This is a genomic window from Streptomyces hygroscopicus (genome assembly GCF_026168105.1).
GTDB lineage: Bacteria > Actinomycetota > Actinomycetes > Streptomycetales > Streptomycetaceae > Streptomyces > Streptomyces hygroscopicus_D.
Genome location: NZ_LBMW01000016.1, coordinates 26712 through 44946 on the forward strand (window position 1 = coordinate 26712; position 18235 = coordinate 44946).

Consider the following 18235-nt stretch of genomic DNA (forward strand, 5'->3'; position numbering starts at 1 on the left):
CACATGGGCGACCGCTGGCGCATCGAGGTCGACCGCTCGGTCTGCATCGGCTCGGGGCAGTGCGTCCACCGGGCGGCCGGCGCCTTCCGTCTCGACGCCGCCCGGCAGTCCCACCCGGTGGAGCCGGACGCCGACGCGGGCGAGCAGATCCTGGAGGCGGCGGAGAACTGCCCGGTGGAGGCCATCGCGATCACGCTTGTGGGGAGTGGAGAGTCGGTGTTCCCGCCCGAGGACTAGTCCACACCGAGGATTGGTCCGAATCATCCCAAAAATCTTGATTCAGGGGGGTTCCATTCGCTGTTGTAAGTCATATCCTGAGAGTGCCTACGGGACGAGTGAGGCACTCAACCGGAGTCGCCGACTTTGGCGTGAAGCTTCGGCTTCCGCTGAGGCCGACATCGACGGTCGAGGGACCGGAAGACTGGAAGGTCAGAAGATCGCAAGATCGGAGGATCGAAAGATCTGAAGGTCATCCAAACCCGTCTCGTAGGTTTTCGTGTGCGCTCCTACGGTCCGGGGTGTGACCCCTCCTGGCCCCGGCCCCTCTCGTCCGGGCCCGTGAGGTCGTCCGGGCCCGTGAGGTCGATCAGGCGGCACACCGTCTCGATGTCGATCTTCACCTGGGCGATGGACGCGCGGCCGGAGAGCCAGGTGATCAGGGCCGAGTGCCAGGTGTGCTCGATCACCCGCACCGCGGACAGCTGCTCCGGGCTCGGGTCGTCCAGACCCATCGCGTCCAGGATGATCGCCGTCGTCTGGCGGGAGACCTGGTCCACCTCCGCGGAGACACTGCGATCGGCGAAGGTCAGCGCGCGGACCATGGCATCGGCCAGATGCGGCTCGCGCTGCAGCGCGCGGAAGGCGCGCATCAGGGTCTCCGCCACCCGCTCGGCCGCCGTCTCGCCGGCCGGCGGCTTCTTCCTCAGCGTGCCGTGCATGTGCTCCAACTGGTCCTGCATCGTGGCGACCAGCAGGTGCACCTTCGACGGGAAGTAGCGGTACAGCGTGCCGAGAGCCACCTGTGAGGACTCCGCCACCTCGCGCATCTGCACCGCGTCGAAACCGCCCCGGCTGGCCAACTGTGCGCTCGCGTGCAGGATGCGGCGACGGCGCGCCTCCTGCCGCTCGGTGAGCGGAGGTGAGGCCGGCTGTGCCGCCGGTCGCGCGGTACTGGCTGGCACCTTGGCTTCCGCAGGCATGGATCCCGTTCCGTTGTTCCGTGACGGTCGGTGAGGGCAAATGATCAGACAGCATGGCAGGGTTCTGCGTCGTGGCGCGAATCACCTGATCCACTGCTCACAGTGCCCTTACCTGCCGGTAGATTCGGAGCCTCCTGAACGATCAAGTCTGTAACTTGTTCTAGATTACCGTCCCGGCGTAATCTCGCGGGAAATGCCAGGGAGAAGGGGCCGAGAGTGACCGCTGAGGCCAGGGAGGCGGGTCCCCAGGAGGGGTCGGCCGCGGGCGGCGAACGCCCGTTGCGCATCGCGCTCCTCACGTACAAGGGCAACCCGTTCTGCGGCGGTCAGGGCGTGTACGTACGGCACCTTTCGCGCGAGCTGGCCAGGCTCGGCCACCAGGTGGAGGTCATCGGCGCACAGCCGTACCCCGTCCTCGACGAGGGCGAGGGTCTGGAGGGGCTCTCCCTCACCGAACTGCCCAGCCTCGACCTGTACCGCCAGCCCGACCCCTTTCGCACCCCGAAGCGCGACGAGTACCGGGACTGGATCGACGCGCTCGAGGTCGCCACGATGTGGACCGGCGGCTTCCCCGAGCCGCTGACGTTCTCGCTGCGCGCCCGTCGTCATCTGGGCGCCCGGCGCGGGGACTTCGACGTCGTGCACGACAACCAGACACTCGGATACGGCCTGTTGGGCGATGTGGGCGCGCCGCTGGTCACCACCATCCACCACCCCATCACCGTGGACCGGCAGTTGGAGCTGGACGCGGCCCAGGGCTGGCGGCGGCGCGCGTCTGTACGGCGCTGGTACGCGTTCACCCGGATGCAGAGGCGGGTCGCGCGCCGGCTGCCGTCGGTGCTCACCGTCTCCGGGACGTCCCGCCAGGAGATCGTGGACCATCTGGGCGTCTCCCGGGACCGTGTCCATGTCGTGCACATCGGCGCCGACACCGACCTTTTCTCGCCGGATCCGTCGGTGCCGCAGGTGCCGGGCAGGATCGTGACGACGTCCAGCGCGGATGTCCCGCTCAAGGGCCTCGTCTTCCTGGTCGAGGCGCTCGCCAAGGTGCGGACCGAGCACCCCGGGGCGCATCTCGTCGTGGTCGGCAAGCGCGCCGAGGACGGCCCGGTCGCGCAGGCGATCGAGCGGTACGGGCTCGAGCGCGCCGTCGAGTTCGTGAAGGGCATCTCGGACGCGGAACTGGTCGACCTGGTGCGCTCGGCCGAGGTGGCGTGCGTGCCGTCGCTGTACGAGGGCTTCTCCCTGCCGGCGGCCGAGGCGATGGCGACCGGTACGCCGCTGGTGGCCACGACCGGCGGTGCCATACCGGAGGTCGCGGGGCCGGACGGCGAGACGTGCCTCGCGGTACCGCCCGGCGACGCGGGTGCGCTGGCCGCCGGGCTGAGCCGGTTGCTCGCGGACCCGGGACTGAGGGTACGGCTCGGCTCCGCCGGACGGGAAAGGGTGCTACGCCACTTCACCTGGGCGAAGGCGGCCGAGGGCACGGTGGCGCGGTACCGCGAGGCGATCGTCCGCACCGCGGCGCGCCCCGAGCCTTCGGCGCCCCGGCACCCGGGTCGCTCCGCCGCCGAGGAGGCCGCTGCCGCCGGAGCAACTGTCCGCGCCGAAGCGGCGGTCGCCGCCCGGGTAACCGTCGCCGCCGAAGAACTAGTCGTACCCAACCGCGAAAGCAGGGCCACGTGCTGACCGTCGACTTCTCCCGGTTCCCGCTCGCCCCGGGCGACCGAGTCCTGGACCTCGGCTGCGGTGCCGGACGGCACGCGTTCGAGTGCTACCGGCGCGGCGCGCGGGTCGTGGCCGTCGACCGGAACGGCGAGGAGATCCGCGAGGTCGCCAAGTGGTTCGCGGCGATGAAGGAGGCGGGCGAGGCCCCCGCCGGAGCCACCGCGACCGCCATGGAGGGGGACGCCCTCGCGCTTCCCTTTCCCGACGAGTCGTTCGACGTCGTGATCATCTCCGAGGTCATGGAGCACATCCCGGACGACAAGGGCGTCCTCGCCGAGATGGTCCGGGTGCTCAAGCCGGGCGGCCGCATCGCCGTCACCGTCCCGCGCTACGGCCCCGAGAAGGTCTGCTGGGCCCTGTCCGACGCCTACCACGAGGTCGAGGGCGGCCACATCCGCATCTACAAGGCGGACGAACTCCTCGCCAGAATCCGGGAGGCGGGGCTCGAGCCGTACGGCACGCACCACGCGCACGCGCTGCACTCGCCGTACTGGTGGCTGAAGTGCGCGTTCGGCGTCGACAACGACAAGGCGCTGCCGGTGCGCGCGTACCACAAGCTGCTGGTCTGGGACATCATGAAGAAGCCGCTCGCCACGCGGGTCGCCGAGCAGGCGCTGAACCCGCTGATCGGCAAGAGCTTCGTGGCGTACGCGACCAAGCCCCACCTGCCGCGCGTCTCCGAGGCGGACGCCACGTGACCACTCCCCGGACAGAACACCTCGTCCTGCCCGGGGTCCTCACCGCGGAGCAGGCCGCCGCGACCGTCGGCGGGATCCTCGCCGTGCAGCGGGAGGACGGCGCCATACCGTGGTTCCGCGGGCACCACCTCGACCCGTGGGACCACGTCGAGGCGGCCATGGCGCTCGACGCGGCGGGGGAGCACACGGCGGCCGAGCGGGCGTACGACTGGCTGGCCCGGCACCAGAACGAGGACGGGTCCTGGTACGCGGCGTACGCCGACGGCGACCCGGAGGAGGTCGGCGACCGCGGCCGGGAGACGAATTTCGTCGCCTACGTGGCCGTCGGTGTCTGGCACCACTACCTCGCGACCGGCGACGACACGTTCCTGGACCGGATGTGGCCGACGGTGTACGCGGCGGTGGAGTTCGTGCTCCGGCTGCAGCAGCCCGGCGGGCAGATCGGCTGGAAGCGCGAGGACGACGGCACGCCCACGGCGGACGCGCTGCTGACCGGCTGCTCCTCGATCCACCACGCGCTGCGCTGCGCCCTGGCGATCGCCGAGCTACGCGAAGAGCCCCAGCCGGACTGGGAGCTGGCGGTGGGCGTGCTGCGGCACGCGATACGCCGGCACCCGGAGAGGTTCCTGGACAAGGACCGCTACTCGATGGACTGGTACTACCCCGTCCTCGGCGGCGCGCTCACCGGTGCGGAGGCGAAGGAGCGCATCGAAGGGGACTGGGACCGCTTCGTGGTCCCCGGCCTCGGGGTGCGCTGCGTCGTCCCGAACCCGTGGGTGACCGGAGGCGAGTCGGCCGAACTCGCCCTGGCGCTCTGGGCGATGGGCGAGTCCGACCGCGCCCTGGAGATTCTCCAGTCCATCCAGCATCTGCGGGACCCGAAGACGGGCCTCTACTGGACGGGCTACGTCTTCGACGACGGGGCGATCTGGCCCGAGGAACTCACCACCTGGACGGCGGGCTCACTCCTGCTCGCCGTGGCCGCGCTCGGCGGCGACGAGCCGACGTGCGCGGTCTTCGGCGGCGAACACCTGCCCAGGGGGCTGGACCCGGACTGCTGCGAATAGGCGGTTCACTGCCGGTGCAGTGCGCCTGGGCGGTTCACTGCCGGTGCATCCGGTTGGCGATGGCGTGGCCCACGAAGAGGTAGACGACGGCGGCGAGACCGTAACCGGCGACCACCCGTGCCCACGCCTTGTTGAAGGTGAACAGGTCGTAGGACCAACTGGCGAGCCAGTTGGCCGCGTCATGCACGAACTGCACCAATTCGTTGGCGCGGTTCGCGTCCAGCAGGTACATCAGGATCCACAGGCCCAGGATGAAGGCCATGACGTCGGCGACGATCGCTATCACCGTGCCGGCCTGATTGGCGCCATTGCGATATCTGGGGGACATGCCCTTCGGATTGCCCGGGATCCTCGACTGAAACCCGTACGGGTGCGGCGCGTCGCTCGCCCGGCCCGGACGTCACCCGAACGGGCCAGCCGGGGCGGCACGGCCGGACGGGGCGGGTGAGGCTGCCGGTAGAGCCGTGTTCTCCCGGCCCGGGAGAGCCGTCCCAGCCGTCCCGGAGACCCGGAGGACCCCGTGCCCGCACCGATACGAGCCCTCGCCGTGGCGCTCGCACTCTGCTCCACCCTGTTCGTCGGCGCCGCCGCCTGCGGTGGCGGTAGTGCGGCGCAGGAGGCCGCCGCCTACATCGCGGTACCTACGCCGTCCCCGACCACCCAAGCGCAGCGGCAGAAGTTCGCCAGGACCCGCTTCGTGGCGAACGCGGGTCTCGCGGCCGGGGCGTCGTACCAGTGGATCGTGAAGCCATGGAAGGCGGGCGCGTTCAGGAAGGGCACGAGGGGACGGACGGCCGCCCTCGCCAAGGCGGCCCTCGCGGGCACCTTCGCCTACAACCGCCTCAAGGCCGCCGTGCGCAACGCCCACGGCGACCCCAGGCTCTCCAGGTCCCTCGCCCCGCTGGTCGAGGGGATCGACGCGCTCAAGGGCCTGTCCGCCAGGCTCCGCAAGGGCGACGAGTCGGCCGTGCGGTCCTTCGACGACGTCATCGCCAAGGTGAAGGACGCCGGCAGGCGCTCGGGCGCCCCGGTCGGCAACCACGTCCCGTCGGCCGCACAACTCCATCGGGGCTGACCTGTGACCACGCCACCGGGGCGTGGCGCCTCATGCGTTCAGCTCCGCCAGCACCCGCAGCGTGTGCGGATCCGGCGCCAGGGCGAGCAGGTCCGTCACCGGCCCCTTGCGCCACAACTCCAGCCGTTCCGCGATGCGTTCACGTGGCCCGACCAGGGAGATCTCGTCGGCGAAGGCATCGGGCACGGCCAGCACCGCCTCCTGGCGCCGGCCTTCCAGGAACAGCCGCTGGATCCGGCGCGCCTCCTCCTCGTACCCCATGCGGGCCATGAGGTCGGCGTGGAAGTTGCGGGCCGCGTGCCCCATCCCGCCGATGTAGAAGCCGAGCATCGCCTTCACCGGCAGGAGCCCCTCGGCCACATCCGCGCACACCTTCACCCGGGCCATCGGGGCGACGCGGAAGTGATGTGTGCCGGAGCCCCCGTGGACCTCGCACAGCCCGGCCGGCGACACCCCGTACGCCTCCGGACGGTTCGGCGACCAGTACAGCGGTAGCCAGCCGTCCGCGATCCGGGTCGTCTGCGCCACGTTCTTCGGCCCCTCGGCGCCGAGCAGGACCGGCAGATCGGCGCGCAGGGGGTGTGTGATCGGCTTGAGCGGCTTGCCGAGCCCGGTGCCGTCCGCCCCCGGGTAGGGGAGGGGGTGGAAGCGCCCGTCCAGGGTGACCGGGGCCTCGCGCCGCAGGACCTGCCGTACGACGTCGACGTACTCCCGGGTCGCGGTCAGCGGTGACGCGGGGAACGGCCGCCCGTACCAGCCCTCGACGACCTGCGGCCCCGACAGACCGAGGCCGAGCATCATGCGTCCGCCCGAAAGGTGGTCGAGGGTGAGCGCGTGCATCGCCGTGGTGGTGGGGGAGCGGGCGGCCATCTGGGCCACCGCCGTGCCCAGTTCGATCCTCGTCGTCCGGGCGGCGATCCAGGTCAGCGGGGTGAAGGCGTCCGAACCCCAGGACTCGGCGGTCCACACGGAGTCGTAGCCGAGCCGCTCGGCCTCCCGCGCCAGCGCGACATGGTCACTCGCGGGGCCGCGGCCCCAGTAGCCGAGCGCGAGTCCGAGCCGCATGCCGCCTCCAGCCGCCACCCATTATCTGACGTCACGTCAGTTCTCTTGCGGGCCCCGACTGTACGACAACGGCCCCCCGCCCGGAAGGGCGAGGGGCCGTGCGTGGACCTGCTCAGCCGCGCTGGATCCCGGTGGTGTCCTGCAGCACGCCGCGACGGCCGTCCTGAGTCTGCGCCACCAGCGCCGGACCGCGCTGCTCGACGGCCAAGTACCAGGTGCCCGGCGCGAGTTCGGCGATCGGTGTGGGCGAGCCGTCCTCCGCGTACAGCGGACGCGGCACCGGCACGGCGAACCAGAACGGCGAGAAGTCCGCCGCGGCGGGGGCCGGCTGCGGCTGTCCGCCGAAGGGCTGACCCTGCTGCGGCTGGCTGCCGAACGACGGCTGCTGCGCGCCCGGGTAGCCGTAACCGCCCTGCGGCTGCGCGCCGTAGGGCTGGGGAGCGGCGGGCTTGGGGGCGGGGAGAAGAGGGGCCTGGAGGGCCGGGACGAGGGGGGTGGCGACGGCGGCCGCGGCCATGACCAGGGCGGCGACCAGGCCGAGGATCGCACCCGTGCCGGCGCTGAGGCCACTCGAACCGTCACGGATGTTGTCGAAGCCTCCGGCCGGGTCGAAGACGTTGCCGAGTGCGCTCCACGCGGCGAACACCGTGAAGGCGGCGCCGAACTGACCGAGGTCGAGGCCGACGACCTTGGGCGTCTGCGGAAGTCCGCGGGCGACGACGACGAGCGCGGCGCCGATGATGCCCGCCAGGAAGACGCTCAGCAGGAGCGGTCCGCTGCCCCAGGCGTTGGGGAGGCTGATGCCGCTGGGGGCCCCGTCAATCGAGTAGATGTCGAGGAACGACGCGATGAACAGCAGTACCGCTGCTCCGATCACCACGCCGTCGCCCCTAGTGAGGGAGCGGATGTTCACTTCGGGTCCTTCGTCTGTCGTCTCGTCGGTGGAGGCGTCGCTGTCACCATGTCGACCTCGGGCCGCGGTGTGAAGCGCGGGGGTGGGCCCTTTATCGTACGGGCGACACTATCGTCCGCCCGAGCTGGGTGTCCGCCGGGTCCGGACGGGTGATCGCTACCCGCGCAGGAAACTCACGATTCCCTCAGAGATTCCTTGCGCCGCCTTCTGCCGCCACGCATCGCTGGTCAACAGTGCCGCGTCCTTGCTGTCGCGCATGTTGCCGCACTCGATGAACACCTTTGGAACCGTTGACAGATTGAGACCGCCGAGATCGTCGCGCACGACCAGACCGGTGCCGCCGCCCACGTAGTTGGAGGGTGCGCTTCCGGTGACGCGGACGAAGCTGCCCGCGACCCGTTCGCCGAGCGAGCGCGAGGAGGCCATGATCGGACGGGTGTCCGCGGCGCCTTGGTGCACCGAGGCCGGAAGGATCACATGGAAGCCGCGGTCGCCCTCCGCCGCACCGTCCGCGTGGATGGAGATCGCCGCGTCGGCGTGCGCCTCGTTGCCGAAGCGCGCCCGTTCGTCCACGCACGGTCCCCACGGGCGGTCCCCGTCCTGGGTGAACTTCACCGTGGCGCCCTGCTGCTGGAGGATCGTGCGCAGCCGGCGTGCCACGTCCAGCGTGAAACGTGCCTCCGTGTAGCCGGAGTTGGTGGAGGTCCCGGTGGTGTCGCATTCCTTCCAGTTCGTCCCGATGTTCACCTTGCGGTTGATCTCGGTGGCGTGCTGGACGTTGCCGGGATTGTGCCCGGGGTCGATGACGACGACCTTGCCCCTGAGCGCCCCGGACGCGTCCGCGGCGGCGGTCGGAGTCCGCGCCGGGGAGGCGGCCGGCTGCTTGCCGTCGTCCTCGGGGGAGCCCGTGACGGTCGAGGGCGCCGAGGAACGCGTGGCGGGCGCGGCGCCGGACCGGCCGCCGGTGTCGGCCACCGCCTCGTACACCAGCCAGCCGACGAGCGCGGCCGGCACCAGCGCGGCGACCGCCACCATCAGCGGTCCGCGCCGGGGGCGGCGCGGCTGCGGAGGATCGAAGTCGGGACCCACGTACGACATGACTGCGACCCTAACCGCGCGGTCCGCTCCCCGCCCGCGTTCGCCTCAGGACGCGCAGTGAGTCGGTCACCGAGACCTCCGTGAACGCGCCGGACCCGAGCGCCCTGAGGTACACCCGGTACGGAGCCTGACCGGTGAACTCGTCCTCGGGGTCCGGGAAGACGTCGTGGATGACGAGCAGCCCGCCTTCGGCCACGTGCGGGGCCCAGCCCTCGTAGTCGGCGCTCGCGTGTTCGTCGGTGTGGCCGCCGTCGATGAACACGAGACCGAGCGGGGTGTTCCAGACCCTGGCCACCTGCGGCGAACGGCCCACCAGCGCGACCACGTGGTTCTCCAGGCCCGCCCGGTGCAGCGTGCGGCGGAACGTGGGCAGCGTGTCCATCAGGCCGACCTCGGGGTCGACCGTCTCCGGGTCGTGGTAGTCCCAGCCCGGCTGCTGCTCCTCGCTGCCGCGGTGGTGGTCGACGGTGAGCGCGGTGACCCCGGCGGAACGGGCCGCGTCGGCGAGCAGGATCGTGGAGCGCCCGCAGTACGTTCCGACCTCCAGCAGGGGCAGCCCGAGCCGCCCGGCCGCGACCGCGGCCTCGTACAGCGCGAGCCCCTCGCGCAGCGGCATGAACCCCTTGGCGGCCTCGAACGTCGCCAGGATCTCGGGTGAGGGTCCCCCCTGCTCGAGCGAAGGCGAGTGCTCGGGGGAGGGTGCCGCGGGCATGGGGGTCCTTTCGGTCGTCGGTGCGGGCAGGCGCCGTACGGCCCCGGTGGCGTCGTACGGACCTGTGGACGGCCCATGCTGCCGCACCCCCCGTCACGTGGGAGAGGGGGGGTGCGGGTGTGCGTCCGGACCCGGATCAGGCCGGGACCGTCTCCCCCGGCAGGGAGAGGTCCAGGTCGACCGGGCGGTCGTCGCCGGTGTGGGTCGCCGACGAGGCGAGCGGGGCGTGGCCCACGGCCCTGGCGGCCAGCACATAGGGGCCCTTGGCCGGCACCGCCAGCACGTAGCTGCCGTCCTCCCCGGACAGCGTGGCACCCGCCTGCCGGCCCCGGCGGTCGATCAGCGTGACCTTGGCGCGGGCGACCGGGGCCCCCTCGGCGTCCAGGATCCGGCCGCGGAAGCCCCGCAGCACCTCCTCGGCCCGCTCCAGGTTGGCGTCCTCCTCGCTGCTCGCGCGCAGCTGCGGCTTCGCCGAGGGGCGCTGCCCGGGCAGGAAGAGGGCGAGCAGCAGGCCGAGCGCCACCGCGGCGGTCGCGATCAGGAAGGAGACGCGGAAGCCGTGCATGGTGGGGATGGCAAGGCCGTTCACATGGTGTGCGGTGTTGGCCAGCACCATGCCGATGACGGCGCTGGAGACCGACGTGCCGATCGAACGCATCAGGGTGTTGAGGCCGTTGGCCGCGCCCGTCTCGGAGGCCGGGACCGCGCCGACGATCAGCGCGGGCAGCGAGGAGTACGCGAGGCCGATGCCCGCGCCCAGGACCACCGAGGTGACCACGGTCTGCCAGGCGGCGCCCATCAGGCCGAGGCCGCCGCCGTAGCCGATGGCGATGACCAGCAGGCCGATGATGAGGGTGACCTTCGGGCCGTACCTGGCGGACAGCCGGGCGTAGACCGGCGCGGTGAACATCATCGTGAGGCCCAGCGGCGCCACGCAGAAGCCCGCGACCACCATCGACCGGCCGAGGCCGTACCCGGTGGCGGTGGGCAGCTGGAGCAGCTGCGGCAGGACGAGGGAGACGACGTAGAAGGAGACGCCGACCATGATCGAGGCCAGGTTGGTGAGCAGCACCTCACGGCGGGCGCTGGTGCGCAGGTCCACGAGCGGGGCGCTGACGCGCAGCTCCAGCAGCCCCCACAGGAGGAGGACGGTGACGGAGGCCGCGAACATGCCGAGCGTGGTGGCGGACGCCCAGCCCCAGTCGCTGCCCTTGGTGATCGGCAGCAGGAGCAGCACCAGGCCGGCGGACAGGCCGAGCGCGCCCAGCAGGTCGAAAGAGCCCTCGGCGCGGGCCGGGGACTCCGGCACGACGAGGAGGGTGAGGACGATGGAGAGGGCGCCGAGTCCGGCGGCGCCGAAGAACAGGGCGTGCCAGTCGGCGTGTTGGGCGACCAGGGACGCGGCGGGCAGCGCGAGTCCGCCGCCGACTCCGATCGAGGAGCTCATCAGGGCCATCGCGGAGCCGAGCCGTTCGCGGGGCAGCATGTCGCGCATCAGGCCGATGCCGAGCGGTATCGCGCCCATGGCGAAGCCCTGGAGCGTGCGCCCGACGATCATCGGCAGCACGGTGCTGGTGAATCCGCTGACCAGCGCCCCGACCACCATGACGGCCAGGCTGGTGAGCAGCATCCGCCGCTTGCCGTAGAGGTCGCCCAGGCGGCCCATGATCGGCGTGGCCACGGCGCCAGAGAGCAGGGTCGAGGTCAGGACCCAGGTGGCGTTGCTGGGCGAGGTGCTCAGCAACTGGGGCAGATCCTTGATGACCGGGACCAGCAGGGTCTGCATCACCGCGACCACGATGCCCGCGAAGGCGAGCACCGGCACGACCGCGCCGGACGGCCTGCGGACGGGCTGGTCGGTGGTCGTGTGCGTCATGACGAGGGGCCTCCAGGCCGGAAGGGGAGTGGTGCGCGCGGGATCGTTCGCGAAGATCCGCGCGGGATAGGTGCTGGGTAAACCTCGTATGCACGGGCAACTATTCCGATGCTTCGGCATACTAATGAATCCTTGAACATTCCATGGGAATCTGACGTTTCGTCAGACCGGCCCTCCGGGCTCCGCATGCGCCTCGGCCCCGCCTTCGATTTCGCCCGCCTGCGGCTCGGGGCCATATGGCCGGGGCCATATGAGTGGTTTCTCCGTGCACCATTTGCGGGGGTTTGTCAGGCCAAATAGGTTCGACGTGCATCTGGTGGTGGGCGAGGTGCCGTGTGGGCTCGCCCACCCAATCCGACAAGGAAGGTTTCGAAGTGTCGACCGATCGGACCATCAATGTTCGGTTCTTCAACATGTGGGGTGCGGACATTCAGAACGTCGTTCTGAAGTTCAGCGCGTCCAAGAGTGGTGTCGAAGCCGATACGTACAAGATCGACTCGCTGAAGAACGGGGAGAGTGCCGGACCGTTCCTTCGGCACTACCAGACCGGGATCGGCTCGGAGGAATTCGACTACTGGTACGTCGAATTTATTTCCTCGGGGGCGCCGAGCGGAAAGTTCTGGTGCAAGAACAACTTCTCCTGCGTGCTGGACTCCGACGTCGACAACACTCGGGAGGCCCACTTCTGGATCGGTGGGACCAAGAAGGAGGCGTACACAGGATTCCCCGAGGACGGGGGCGGCTGGGAAGACGGATACAACGGAACTCCGTCGGAGGACCCTGGGAGCAATTACACGTGCTATGTCAGCCTGGACGGGCCCGCCTGATCGGCCGAGACCTCTTCGGCCACCAGGCGCGGCGAACACCGTTGCAGTACTAGAGCCACCCCTGCTGCCGGGCCTCCCGCATCGCCTCCATGCGGTTGCGGGTGCCCGTCTTGCCGATGGCGGAGGAGAGGTAGTTGCGAACCGTGGACTCGGAAAGATGGAGCCTGGCCGCGATGTCGGCCACCGTCGCCCCGTCCACGGAGGCCTTCAGGACGTCGCACTCACGCACGGTCAGCGGGTTGGGACCGGCACTGAGCGCGGCCGTGGCGAGCGCGGGGTCGACGACCGTCTCGCCGGCCAGCACCTGCCGGATCGCGGCGGCCAGATCCTCCACCGGCCCGTCCTTGACCAGGAAGCCCGCGGCGCCCGCCTCCATGGCACGGCGCAGATAGCCCGGGCGGCCGAAGGTGGTGAGGATCAACACCCGGCAGTCCGGGGCCCGTTCGCGCAGCACGGCCGCCGCGTCCAGGCCGCTCATCCCCGGCAGTTCGATGTCCAGCAGGGCCACGTCCGGGCGGTGGGCCAAGGCGGCGTCCACGATCGCGTCGCCTGCCGCGACCTGTGCGACGACCTCGATGTCCTCCTCCATGCCGAGCAGCAGTGCGAGGGCGCCGCGCATCATGCCCTGGTCCTCGGCGAGCAGGACCCTGATGCATTTCACCGGCCTGTGACGGGGAGGGATCTCATCCACGAGGCCAAGCGTACGGGGCGTGCGCGCCCGCCCGGGCGGCCCCCGGTGGCGCCAACACCTGCGACGGCGCCACGTCATGGGCGGACGACGCGAGCCGGGTCGTCAGTCGGTCGTGGGCGCCGTGGCCGCCGCGCGTAGGGCGTACGGCGGCCGGCCGGGGAGTTCGGACTCCACCGGGAGTTCGGCGGTGACCTTGAAGCCGCCGCGCGGCGACGGGCCGGCCCGCAGGGAGCCGCCCGCCGCCGTGAGCCGCTCGGTCAGGCCCTTCAGACCGGTCCCGCCGACACCCGCGGGGGCCGGTGCCGAGGGCTCGCCGTCGCCGTTGTCGGAGACCGTCAGCCGGACGCGTTCGGCCGTACTGTCGACGGTGATCCCGCAGCGGTTCGCGCCGCTGTGGCGTACGGCGTTGGTGACCGCCTCCCGTACCACCCAGCCGAGCAGTGCCTCGGTCTGGGGCACCAGGGGAGCACCGGACCGGCGTACGACGGGTTCGATGCCGGCGGCGGTCAGGGCCGAGCGGGCACGGTCCAGTTCCGTGGTCAGACTGCCCTCGCGGTAGCCCGTCACCGCCTCGCGGATCTCGGTGAGCGCCTGGCGGCCGACCGACTCGATGTCCGTCACCTGTGCCAGTGCCGCCTCCAGATCGCGGGGGGCCAGCCGGCGGGCCGCCTCCGACTTCACCACGATCACCGAGAGGGTGTGGCCCAGCAGGTCGTGAAGATCGCGCGAGAAGCGCATGCGTTCCTTCTCCACCGCGCGCCGGGCCAGCTCCTCGCGGGCGGCGCGCAGCTCCCGTACGGCCTCGGAGAGGGACAGGATCGCCGCCGTCACCCAGGTCGAGATCCAGGTGGCATAGGCGATGTTGAGCCCGCTCCAGCCGTCGCGGACGCCGGAGACCGCGCCCGCCAGCACGGCCACTACCGTACCGAGTTGGCGCAGGCGCGGTCCGCGCAGGACCGCGCCGGCCGCCAGGCCCAGCAGCGGGAAGAACAGCAGCCAGTTGCCGCCGTAGCCGATGGCGAGCCCGCAGGTCACCACGGTCATCAGCCCGAGGGCCACCCGAGTGGAGACGGCCTCGCGCGTCCTCTTGTCGAAAGCGCGGAACACCAAGTAGATGTACAGGGAGTTGAAGGCGAGCAGGCCCGTCCCCCCGATCCACGGGTTCGGGGTCTTGCCCTGGAAGATGTTGGAGAAGGCGCCCATCCCCATCAGCAGCCATGGAAGCAGGGTGAAACCGGTGGGAGGCGGGCCCGGATGCTCGTCGACCTTCCCGGCCTTGCACGCGGCCCGGTGCTCGGCCTTGAGGCGCGCCTTGTTCTCCTGGTAGTGGCGCTGCTGCCGCCGCCCTTCCTCGAGCGCCGCCCGCCATGTCTCCACGTGCCCCGCGAACTTCTGCGACCACGACATGTTCCCGCTCCCCCCGTTCAGACGTTCCGCCCGGCCCGGCGGTACGCCAGAACAGCGTACGAACCGAACGCCCCCGACCAGGCCGCGAGCACGAGGACCGCACCGACGGCCGGGGCGTGTCCGTCGGCGACCGACGTGCCGAGTTGGGCGAAGCGGTGCGTCGGTGTGTACGCGGACACCGAGCGCAGCCAGCCGGGGAACAGGGCCGTCGGGAACCACAGGCCGCCGAGCACCGCGAGCCCCAGGTTGCAGACCATGTTCACCACGCCCGTGGTCTGCGCGGTCAGCCGGTAGCCGTTGCCGAGACCGAGCAGGGTGAAGGGGAGCGAACCGAGCCACAGCAGCAGCGCGAGAGCCGCCCACTGCCAGACCGCCAGCCGTACGCCGTTGACCAGAGCGCCCGCCGTGAGCACCGCGACGATCGCGGGCAGCACGGTCACCGAACCGGTCAGCGCCCGGCCTGCGACGACCTGGCGCGGGGTCATCGGGGTCACCCTCAGCTGCCGCAGCCAGCCGATCGCACGGTCCTCGGCCACCCCGCCGCCGGTGTTCAGCGCCGAGCCGACCGCGCCGTACGCGGCCATGCCCACCATGGAAGCCGTCTTCCATGCGCCGTCGTTCGCGCCGATGTTGGTGAAGAGCAGATACATCATCACCGGCATCGCGATCCCGCCGATCACGAAGCCCACGTCGCGCAGCGTCCGGCGCACCTCGAGCCGCAGATAATCCAGCATCACACCGTCTCCGTCTCGGGTGCCGTCAGAGCCAGGAACGCGTCGTCCAGCGACGCCGGGGTGACCTCCAGGCCCCGTATCGCGCCCAGCCGGGCCAGGGCGACCACCGTGGCGTCGGAGTCGTCCGTGCGCAGCAGCGCCCGGTCCCCGCGCACCTCCACCGACCGCACGCCGGGCAGCAGACCCAGGCCCTCCGTGCCCCGGCCGGCCAGGTCGACGGAGACCAGATTGCCGCCGGCGGCCCGCCGCAGTTGCTCGCCCGTGCCGTCCGCGACGACCCGGCCGCGGTCGATGACGACGATCCGGTCCGCGTGCGCGTCCGCCTCTTCCAGGTAGTGGGTGGAGAAGAGGACGGTGTGACCACGGCGGGCGTACGCCCGCATCGACGTCCAGAAGACGTGCCGTGCCTCCACATCCAGGGCCGCCGTCGGCTCGTCGAGGACGAGAAGTGAGGGGTCGCCGGCGAGCGCCACCGCGAACCGCACCCGCTGGGTCTGCCCGCCCGAGAGCCGGTCCACGCGCCGCCCGGCGAGGTCCGCGATCCCGGCCAGCTCAAGGGCCCGCGCGACGGGCAGGGGGGCCGGGTAGCGGCCGGCCACGAAGGCGACCAGCTCGCGAACGGTGACCCGGGGCACCGCCCGCGCCTCCTGCAGCATGGCTCCCACCCGGCCCGCGCGCACGGCGCGCTCCGGGGGCCCGCCGAAGAGTTCCACCGTGCCCTCGTCGGGCTCGTTCAGGCCGAGCAGCAGCGAGATCGTCGTGGACTTCCCGGCGCCGTTGCGGCCGAGCAGCGCGACCGTCTCGCCGGTCGCGATCTCCAGATCGACGCCGTCGATCGCGCGTAGGGCGCCGTAGGTCCTGACCGCCCCCGTGAAGGACACCGCGGGCGGTGTCCCAGTCGTCTTCGTCATGACGTCGACGGTACGGAGAGCGGGGCGCCCGGCGGCAGATGCTCCTGTACGGACTCCGGCAGGACAAATGTCACGGCGCACATCGCCCCTTGACCTGACACGACGTCAGGAGCCTTCACAACGAAGGAGCGCTGGGCTATACAGGGGGCGCCGGACTGGAACGCGTTCCATTCCGGCCCGTGACGACCTCGGTGCGGCCGACGGTGCGGACGGCCGCACCGGGGTCTTGGACCTCTCAGGAGTCACATGCCCATCGACGCAGCCACGGCCCTCGCGGCCGAGCCACGGACCGGTGAACTCACCTGGACCCCCAAGGACGTCCAGCTCTACCACCTCGGCATCGGCGCGGGAGTCCCCGCCACCGACCCCGGCGAGCTGCGCTACACCCTGGAGTCCCGGCTGCACGTCCTGCCGAGCTTCGCCACCGTCGCGGGCGCGGGCTCCCCGGGCGTCATCGGCGGCCTGTCCATGCCCGGTGTGGACGTCGACCTCGCCCGTGTCCTGCACGGCGGTCAGACCCTGGAGATCCATCGCCCCATCCCGGCCGAGGGCAGGGCGAGGGCCACCTCCCGTATCGCGGCCGTGTACGACAAGGGCAAGGCCGCCGTACTCGTCATGCGCACGGATGTCACAGACGCCGAGGGCCCGCTGTGGACCAACGACGCGCAGATCTACGTACGAGGAGAGGGCGGCTGGGGCGGCGACCGGGGGCCTTTCACCCGTCTCGAGGCGCCCGTCGGCGAACCCGAGAAGGTGGTCGAGCGGCGGATCCGCGAGGACCAGGCCCTTCTCTACCGGCTCTCCGGCGACCGCAACCCGCTGCACGCCGACCCCGAGTTCGCCAAGCTCGCCGGGTTCGAGCGGCCCATTCTGCACGGCCTGTGCACCTACGGGATGACGCTGAAGGCGGTCGTCGACACGCTGCTCGACGGGGACGTGACCCGCGTCCGCACCTACTCCACGCGCTTCGCCGGCGTCGTCTTCCCGGGCGAGACCCTGCGCATCCGCCTGTGGCGGCGGAAGGGGGAGGTGCGCGCGGCCGTGAGCGCGGTCGAGCGGGACGACGCGCCGGTCCTCACCGACACGATCGTCGAACACTCCTGAGCCACCGAGTCCTCGAGGGGAGCCGCACCATGCGCGCAGCCGTACTGCACGAGATCGGCCAGGACAAGCTGGAGGTCCTCGACGACGTCGAGGCGACGGGCTTCGGCCCCGGCAGGGTCAGGATCCGGGTGCGCGCCACCGGGCTGTGCCACTCGGACCTGTCCGCGATGAACGGCGTACTGCCGCAGCCCGCTCCCTTCGTACCCGGCCATGAGGGCGCCGGCGAGATCCTCGAAGTCGGCGAGGGAGTCGGCCACTTGAAGGCCGGTGACCGTGTGGTCGTCTGCTGGCTGCCGGCCTGCGGAGCCTGTCCCGCGTGCCGGCGCGGCCAGACCGAGCTGTGCCTGGCGGGGTTCATGAACGCGGGCACCCCCAATTTCAAGCGCCCCGGCGGTGACGTCTTCGGCTTCGCGGGCACCGGCACCTTCACCGAGGAGGTCGTCGTCGACGCGGGCTGCGCGGTGCCGATCCCGGACGACGTGCCCTTCGACATTGCCGCGCTCATCGGCTGCGGGGTGACGACCGGGCTCGGTGCCGCGCTCAACACCGCGGACCTGGAGGCCGGTTCGTCCGTCGCCGTCATCGGCTGCGGGGGAGTCGGCATCTCCGCGATCCAGGGCGCGCGGCTCAGGGGCGCGGCGGAGATCGTCGCCGTCGACCCGGTCGTCTCGCGCCGCGAGTCCGCCCTCAGGTTCGGCGCCACGAAGGCGGTGTCGCCCGACGAACTGCCGGACGCCAAGCAGCAGGTCACCGGCGGCGAGGGCTTCGACTACGTCTTCGAGGTCGTCGGCAGGTCGGCCACGGCCCGCACGGCGTACGAGAACACGCGGCGCGGCGGCACGCTCGTCGTGGTCGGCGCGGGCGCCATGGACGACTTCCTCCGGCTCAACATGTTCGAGCTGTTCTTCGACGAGAAGCGGATCCTGCCGTCCCTGTACGGCGGCGGGGACGTGGTGCGCTCCTACGAGCGGGCCATCGCCCTCTGGCGCGCCGGGCGCATCGATCTGGCGGGCCTGATCACCCACCGGGTGCCGTTCGCCGAGATCAACGAGGCTCTGGACCAGATGCGGACGGGTACGGCGCTGCGTACGTGCATCGAGATCTGAACCCGCCCGTCCTGCCTCGGGTCG

General features: G+C 71.3%; 19 protein-coding genes. 8 read left to right on the plus strand and 11 right to left on the minus strand.

Annotation, left to right across the window (positions count from 1 at the left end; genetic code table 11):
- Window positions 1-3: 3 nt before the first annotated feature.
- Window positions 4-237 (plus strand): ferredoxin, encoded by a 234-nt coding sequence (locus AAW14_RS17275; protein ID WP_265564742.1) that lies wholly within the window; start codon window positions 4-6, stop codon window positions 235-237.
- A 269-nt stretch (window positions 238-506) separates the two neighbouring features.
- On the opposite strand, the gene AAW14_RS17280 is transcribed toward AAW14_RS17275, so the two are convergent.
- Complete coding sequence (locus AAW14_RS17280; protein WP_265564743.1) at window positions 507-1199, minus strand: TetR family transcriptional regulator; 693 nt, start codon at window positions 1197-1199, stop codon at window positions 507-509.
- Window positions 1200-1415: 216 nt separating this feature from the next.
- Between AAW14_RS17280 and AAW14_RS17285 the strand changes: the two genes are divergently transcribed.
- Genes AAW14_RS17285 through AAW14_RS17295 form a run of 3 tightly spaced genes read left to right on the plus strand, consistent with a single transcriptional unit; the run spans window position 1416 to window position 4692 of the window.
- Window positions 1416-2888, plus strand: coding sequence for a glycosyltransferase family 4 protein (locus AAW14_RS17285; protein ID WP_265564744.1), 1473 nt, complete (start codon window positions 1416-1418; stop codon window positions 2886-2888).
- Window positions 2882-3625 carry a class I SAM-dependent methyltransferase gene (locus tag AAW14_RS17290; RefSeq protein WP_265564745.1) on the plus strand — a complete coding sequence of 248 codons (744 nt, stop codon included), beginning with the start codon at window positions 2882-2884 and terminating at the stop codon, window positions 3623-3625. The genes AAW14_RS17285 and AAW14_RS17290 overlap by 7 nt, the downstream gene beginning before the upstream one ends.
- On the plus strand, window positions 3622-4692 hold the full coding sequence (locus AAW14_RS17295) for a prenyltransferase/squalene oxidase repeat-containing protein (protein WP_265564746.1): 1071 nt from the start codon (window positions 3622-3624) through the stop codon (window positions 4690-4692). The genes AAW14_RS17290 and AAW14_RS17295 overlap by 4 nt, the downstream gene beginning before the upstream one ends.
- 34 nt (window positions 4693-4726) lie before the next feature.
- On the opposite strand, the gene AAW14_RS17300 is transcribed toward AAW14_RS17295, so the two are convergent.
- Window positions 4727-5020 carry a hypothetical protein gene (locus tag AAW14_RS17300; RefSeq protein WP_265564747.1) on the minus strand — a complete coding sequence of 98 codons (294 nt, stop codon included), beginning with the start codon at window positions 5018-5020 and terminating at the stop codon, window positions 4727-4729.
- Window positions 5021-5212: 192 nt separating this feature from the next.
- Here AAW14_RS17300 and AAW14_RS17305 point away from each other — a divergent pair, with 192 nt between their 5' ends.
- Window positions 5213-5767 carry a hypothetical protein gene (locus AAW14_RS17305; protein WP_265564748.1) on the plus strand — a complete coding sequence of 185 codons (555 nt, stop codon included), beginning with the start codon at window positions 5213-5215 and terminating at the stop codon, window positions 5765-5767.
- Window positions 5768-5797: 30 nt separating this feature from the next.
- Here the strand turns inward: AAW14_RS17305 and AAW14_RS17310 are convergent, their stop codons facing one another.
- The 5 genes from AAW14_RS17310 to AAW14_RS17330 all read right to left on the minus strand — a co-directional run bounded on the left by AAW14_RS17310 (window position 5798) and on the right by AAW14_RS17330 (window position 11431).
- Window positions 5798-6832: an LLM class F420-dependent oxidoreductase gene (locus AAW14_RS17310; RefSeq protein ID WP_265564749.1), complete on the minus strand. Its 1035-nt coding sequence runs from the start codon at window positions 6830-6832 to the stop codon at window positions 5798-5800.
- Between the two features lie 112 nt (window positions 6833-6944).
- Entirely contained in the window at window positions 6945-7745 is an 801-nt protein-coding gene (locus AAW14_RS17315) for a DUF5336 domain-containing protein (protein ID WP_265564750.1), read from the minus strand.
- Between the two features lie 156 nt (window positions 7746-7901).
- Entirely contained in the window at window positions 7902-8843 is a 942-nt protein-coding gene (locus AAW14_RS17320) for an N-acetylmuramoyl-L-alanine amidase (RefSeq protein ID WP_265564751.1), read from the minus strand.
- A 10-nt stretch (window positions 8844-8853) separates the two neighbouring features.
- A complete protein-coding gene (locus AAW14_RS17325; RefSeq protein ID WP_265564752.1) occupies window positions 8854-9555 on the minus strand; it encodes a class I SAM-dependent methyltransferase in 702 nt (233 codons plus the stop codon).
- A 136-nt stretch (window positions 9556-9691) separates the two neighbouring features.
- Window positions 9692-11431, minus strand: a complete 1740-nt coding sequence (locus tag AAW14_RS17330) for an MFS transporter (protein WP_265564753.1) — start codon at window positions 11429-11431, stop codon at window positions 9692-9694.
- Between the two features lie 374 nt (window positions 11432-11805).
- Here AAW14_RS17330 and AAW14_RS17335 point away from each other — a divergent pair, with 374 nt between their 5' ends.
- Window positions 11806-12258 carry a hypothetical protein gene (locus AAW14_RS17335; RefSeq protein ID WP_265564754.1) on the plus strand — a complete coding sequence of 151 codons (453 nt, stop codon included), beginning with the start codon at window positions 11806-11808 and terminating at the stop codon, window positions 12256-12258.
- 49 nt (window positions 12259-12307) lie between these two features.
- Here the strand turns inward: AAW14_RS17335 and AAW14_RS17340 are convergent, their stop codons facing one another.
- The 4 genes from AAW14_RS17340 to AAW14_RS17355 all read right to left on the minus strand — a co-directional run bounded on the left by AAW14_RS17340 (window position 12308) and on the right by AAW14_RS17355 (window position 16001).
- Window positions 12308-12940 (minus strand): response regulator, encoded by a 633-nt coding sequence (locus tag AAW14_RS17340; protein WP_416223324.1) that lies wholly within the window; start codon window positions 12938-12940, stop codon window positions 12308-12310.
- A gap of 111 nt (window positions 12941-13051) precedes the next feature.
- On the minus strand, window positions 13052-14356 hold the full coding sequence (locus tag AAW14_RS17345) for a sensor histidine kinase (RefSeq protein ID WP_265564756.1): 1305 nt from the start codon (window positions 14354-14356) through the stop codon (window positions 13052-13054).
- A gap of 17 nt (window positions 14357-14373) precedes the next feature.
- Complete coding sequence (locus AAW14_RS17350; RefSeq protein ID WP_265564757.1) at window positions 14374-15090, minus strand: ABC transporter permease; 717 nt, start codon at window positions 15088-15090, stop codon at window positions 14374-14376.
- Entirely contained in the window at window positions 15090-16001 is a 912-nt protein-coding gene (locus AAW14_RS17355) for an ABC transporter ATP-binding protein (protein ID WP_265564758.1), read from the minus strand. Before AAW14_RS17355 ends, AAW14_RS17350 begins: the two co-directional genes overlap by 1 nt.
- 246 nt (window positions 16002-16247) lie before the next feature.
- On the opposite strand from AAW14_RS17355, the gene AAW14_RS17360 reads away from it, so the two are divergent.
- Window positions 16248-17105 (plus strand): MaoC/PaaZ C-terminal domain-containing protein, encoded by an 858-nt coding sequence (locus AAW14_RS17360; RefSeq protein WP_265564759.1) that lies wholly within the window; start codon window positions 16248-16250, stop codon window positions 17103-17105.
- Between the two features lie 29 nt (window positions 17106-17134).
- Window positions 17135-18211 carry a Zn-dependent alcohol dehydrogenase gene (locus tag AAW14_RS17365; protein ID WP_265564760.1) on the plus strand — a complete coding sequence of 359 codons (1077 nt, stop codon included), beginning with the start codon at window positions 17135-17137 and terminating at the stop codon, window positions 18209-18211.
- Window positions 18212-18235 lie beyond the last annotated feature (24 nt).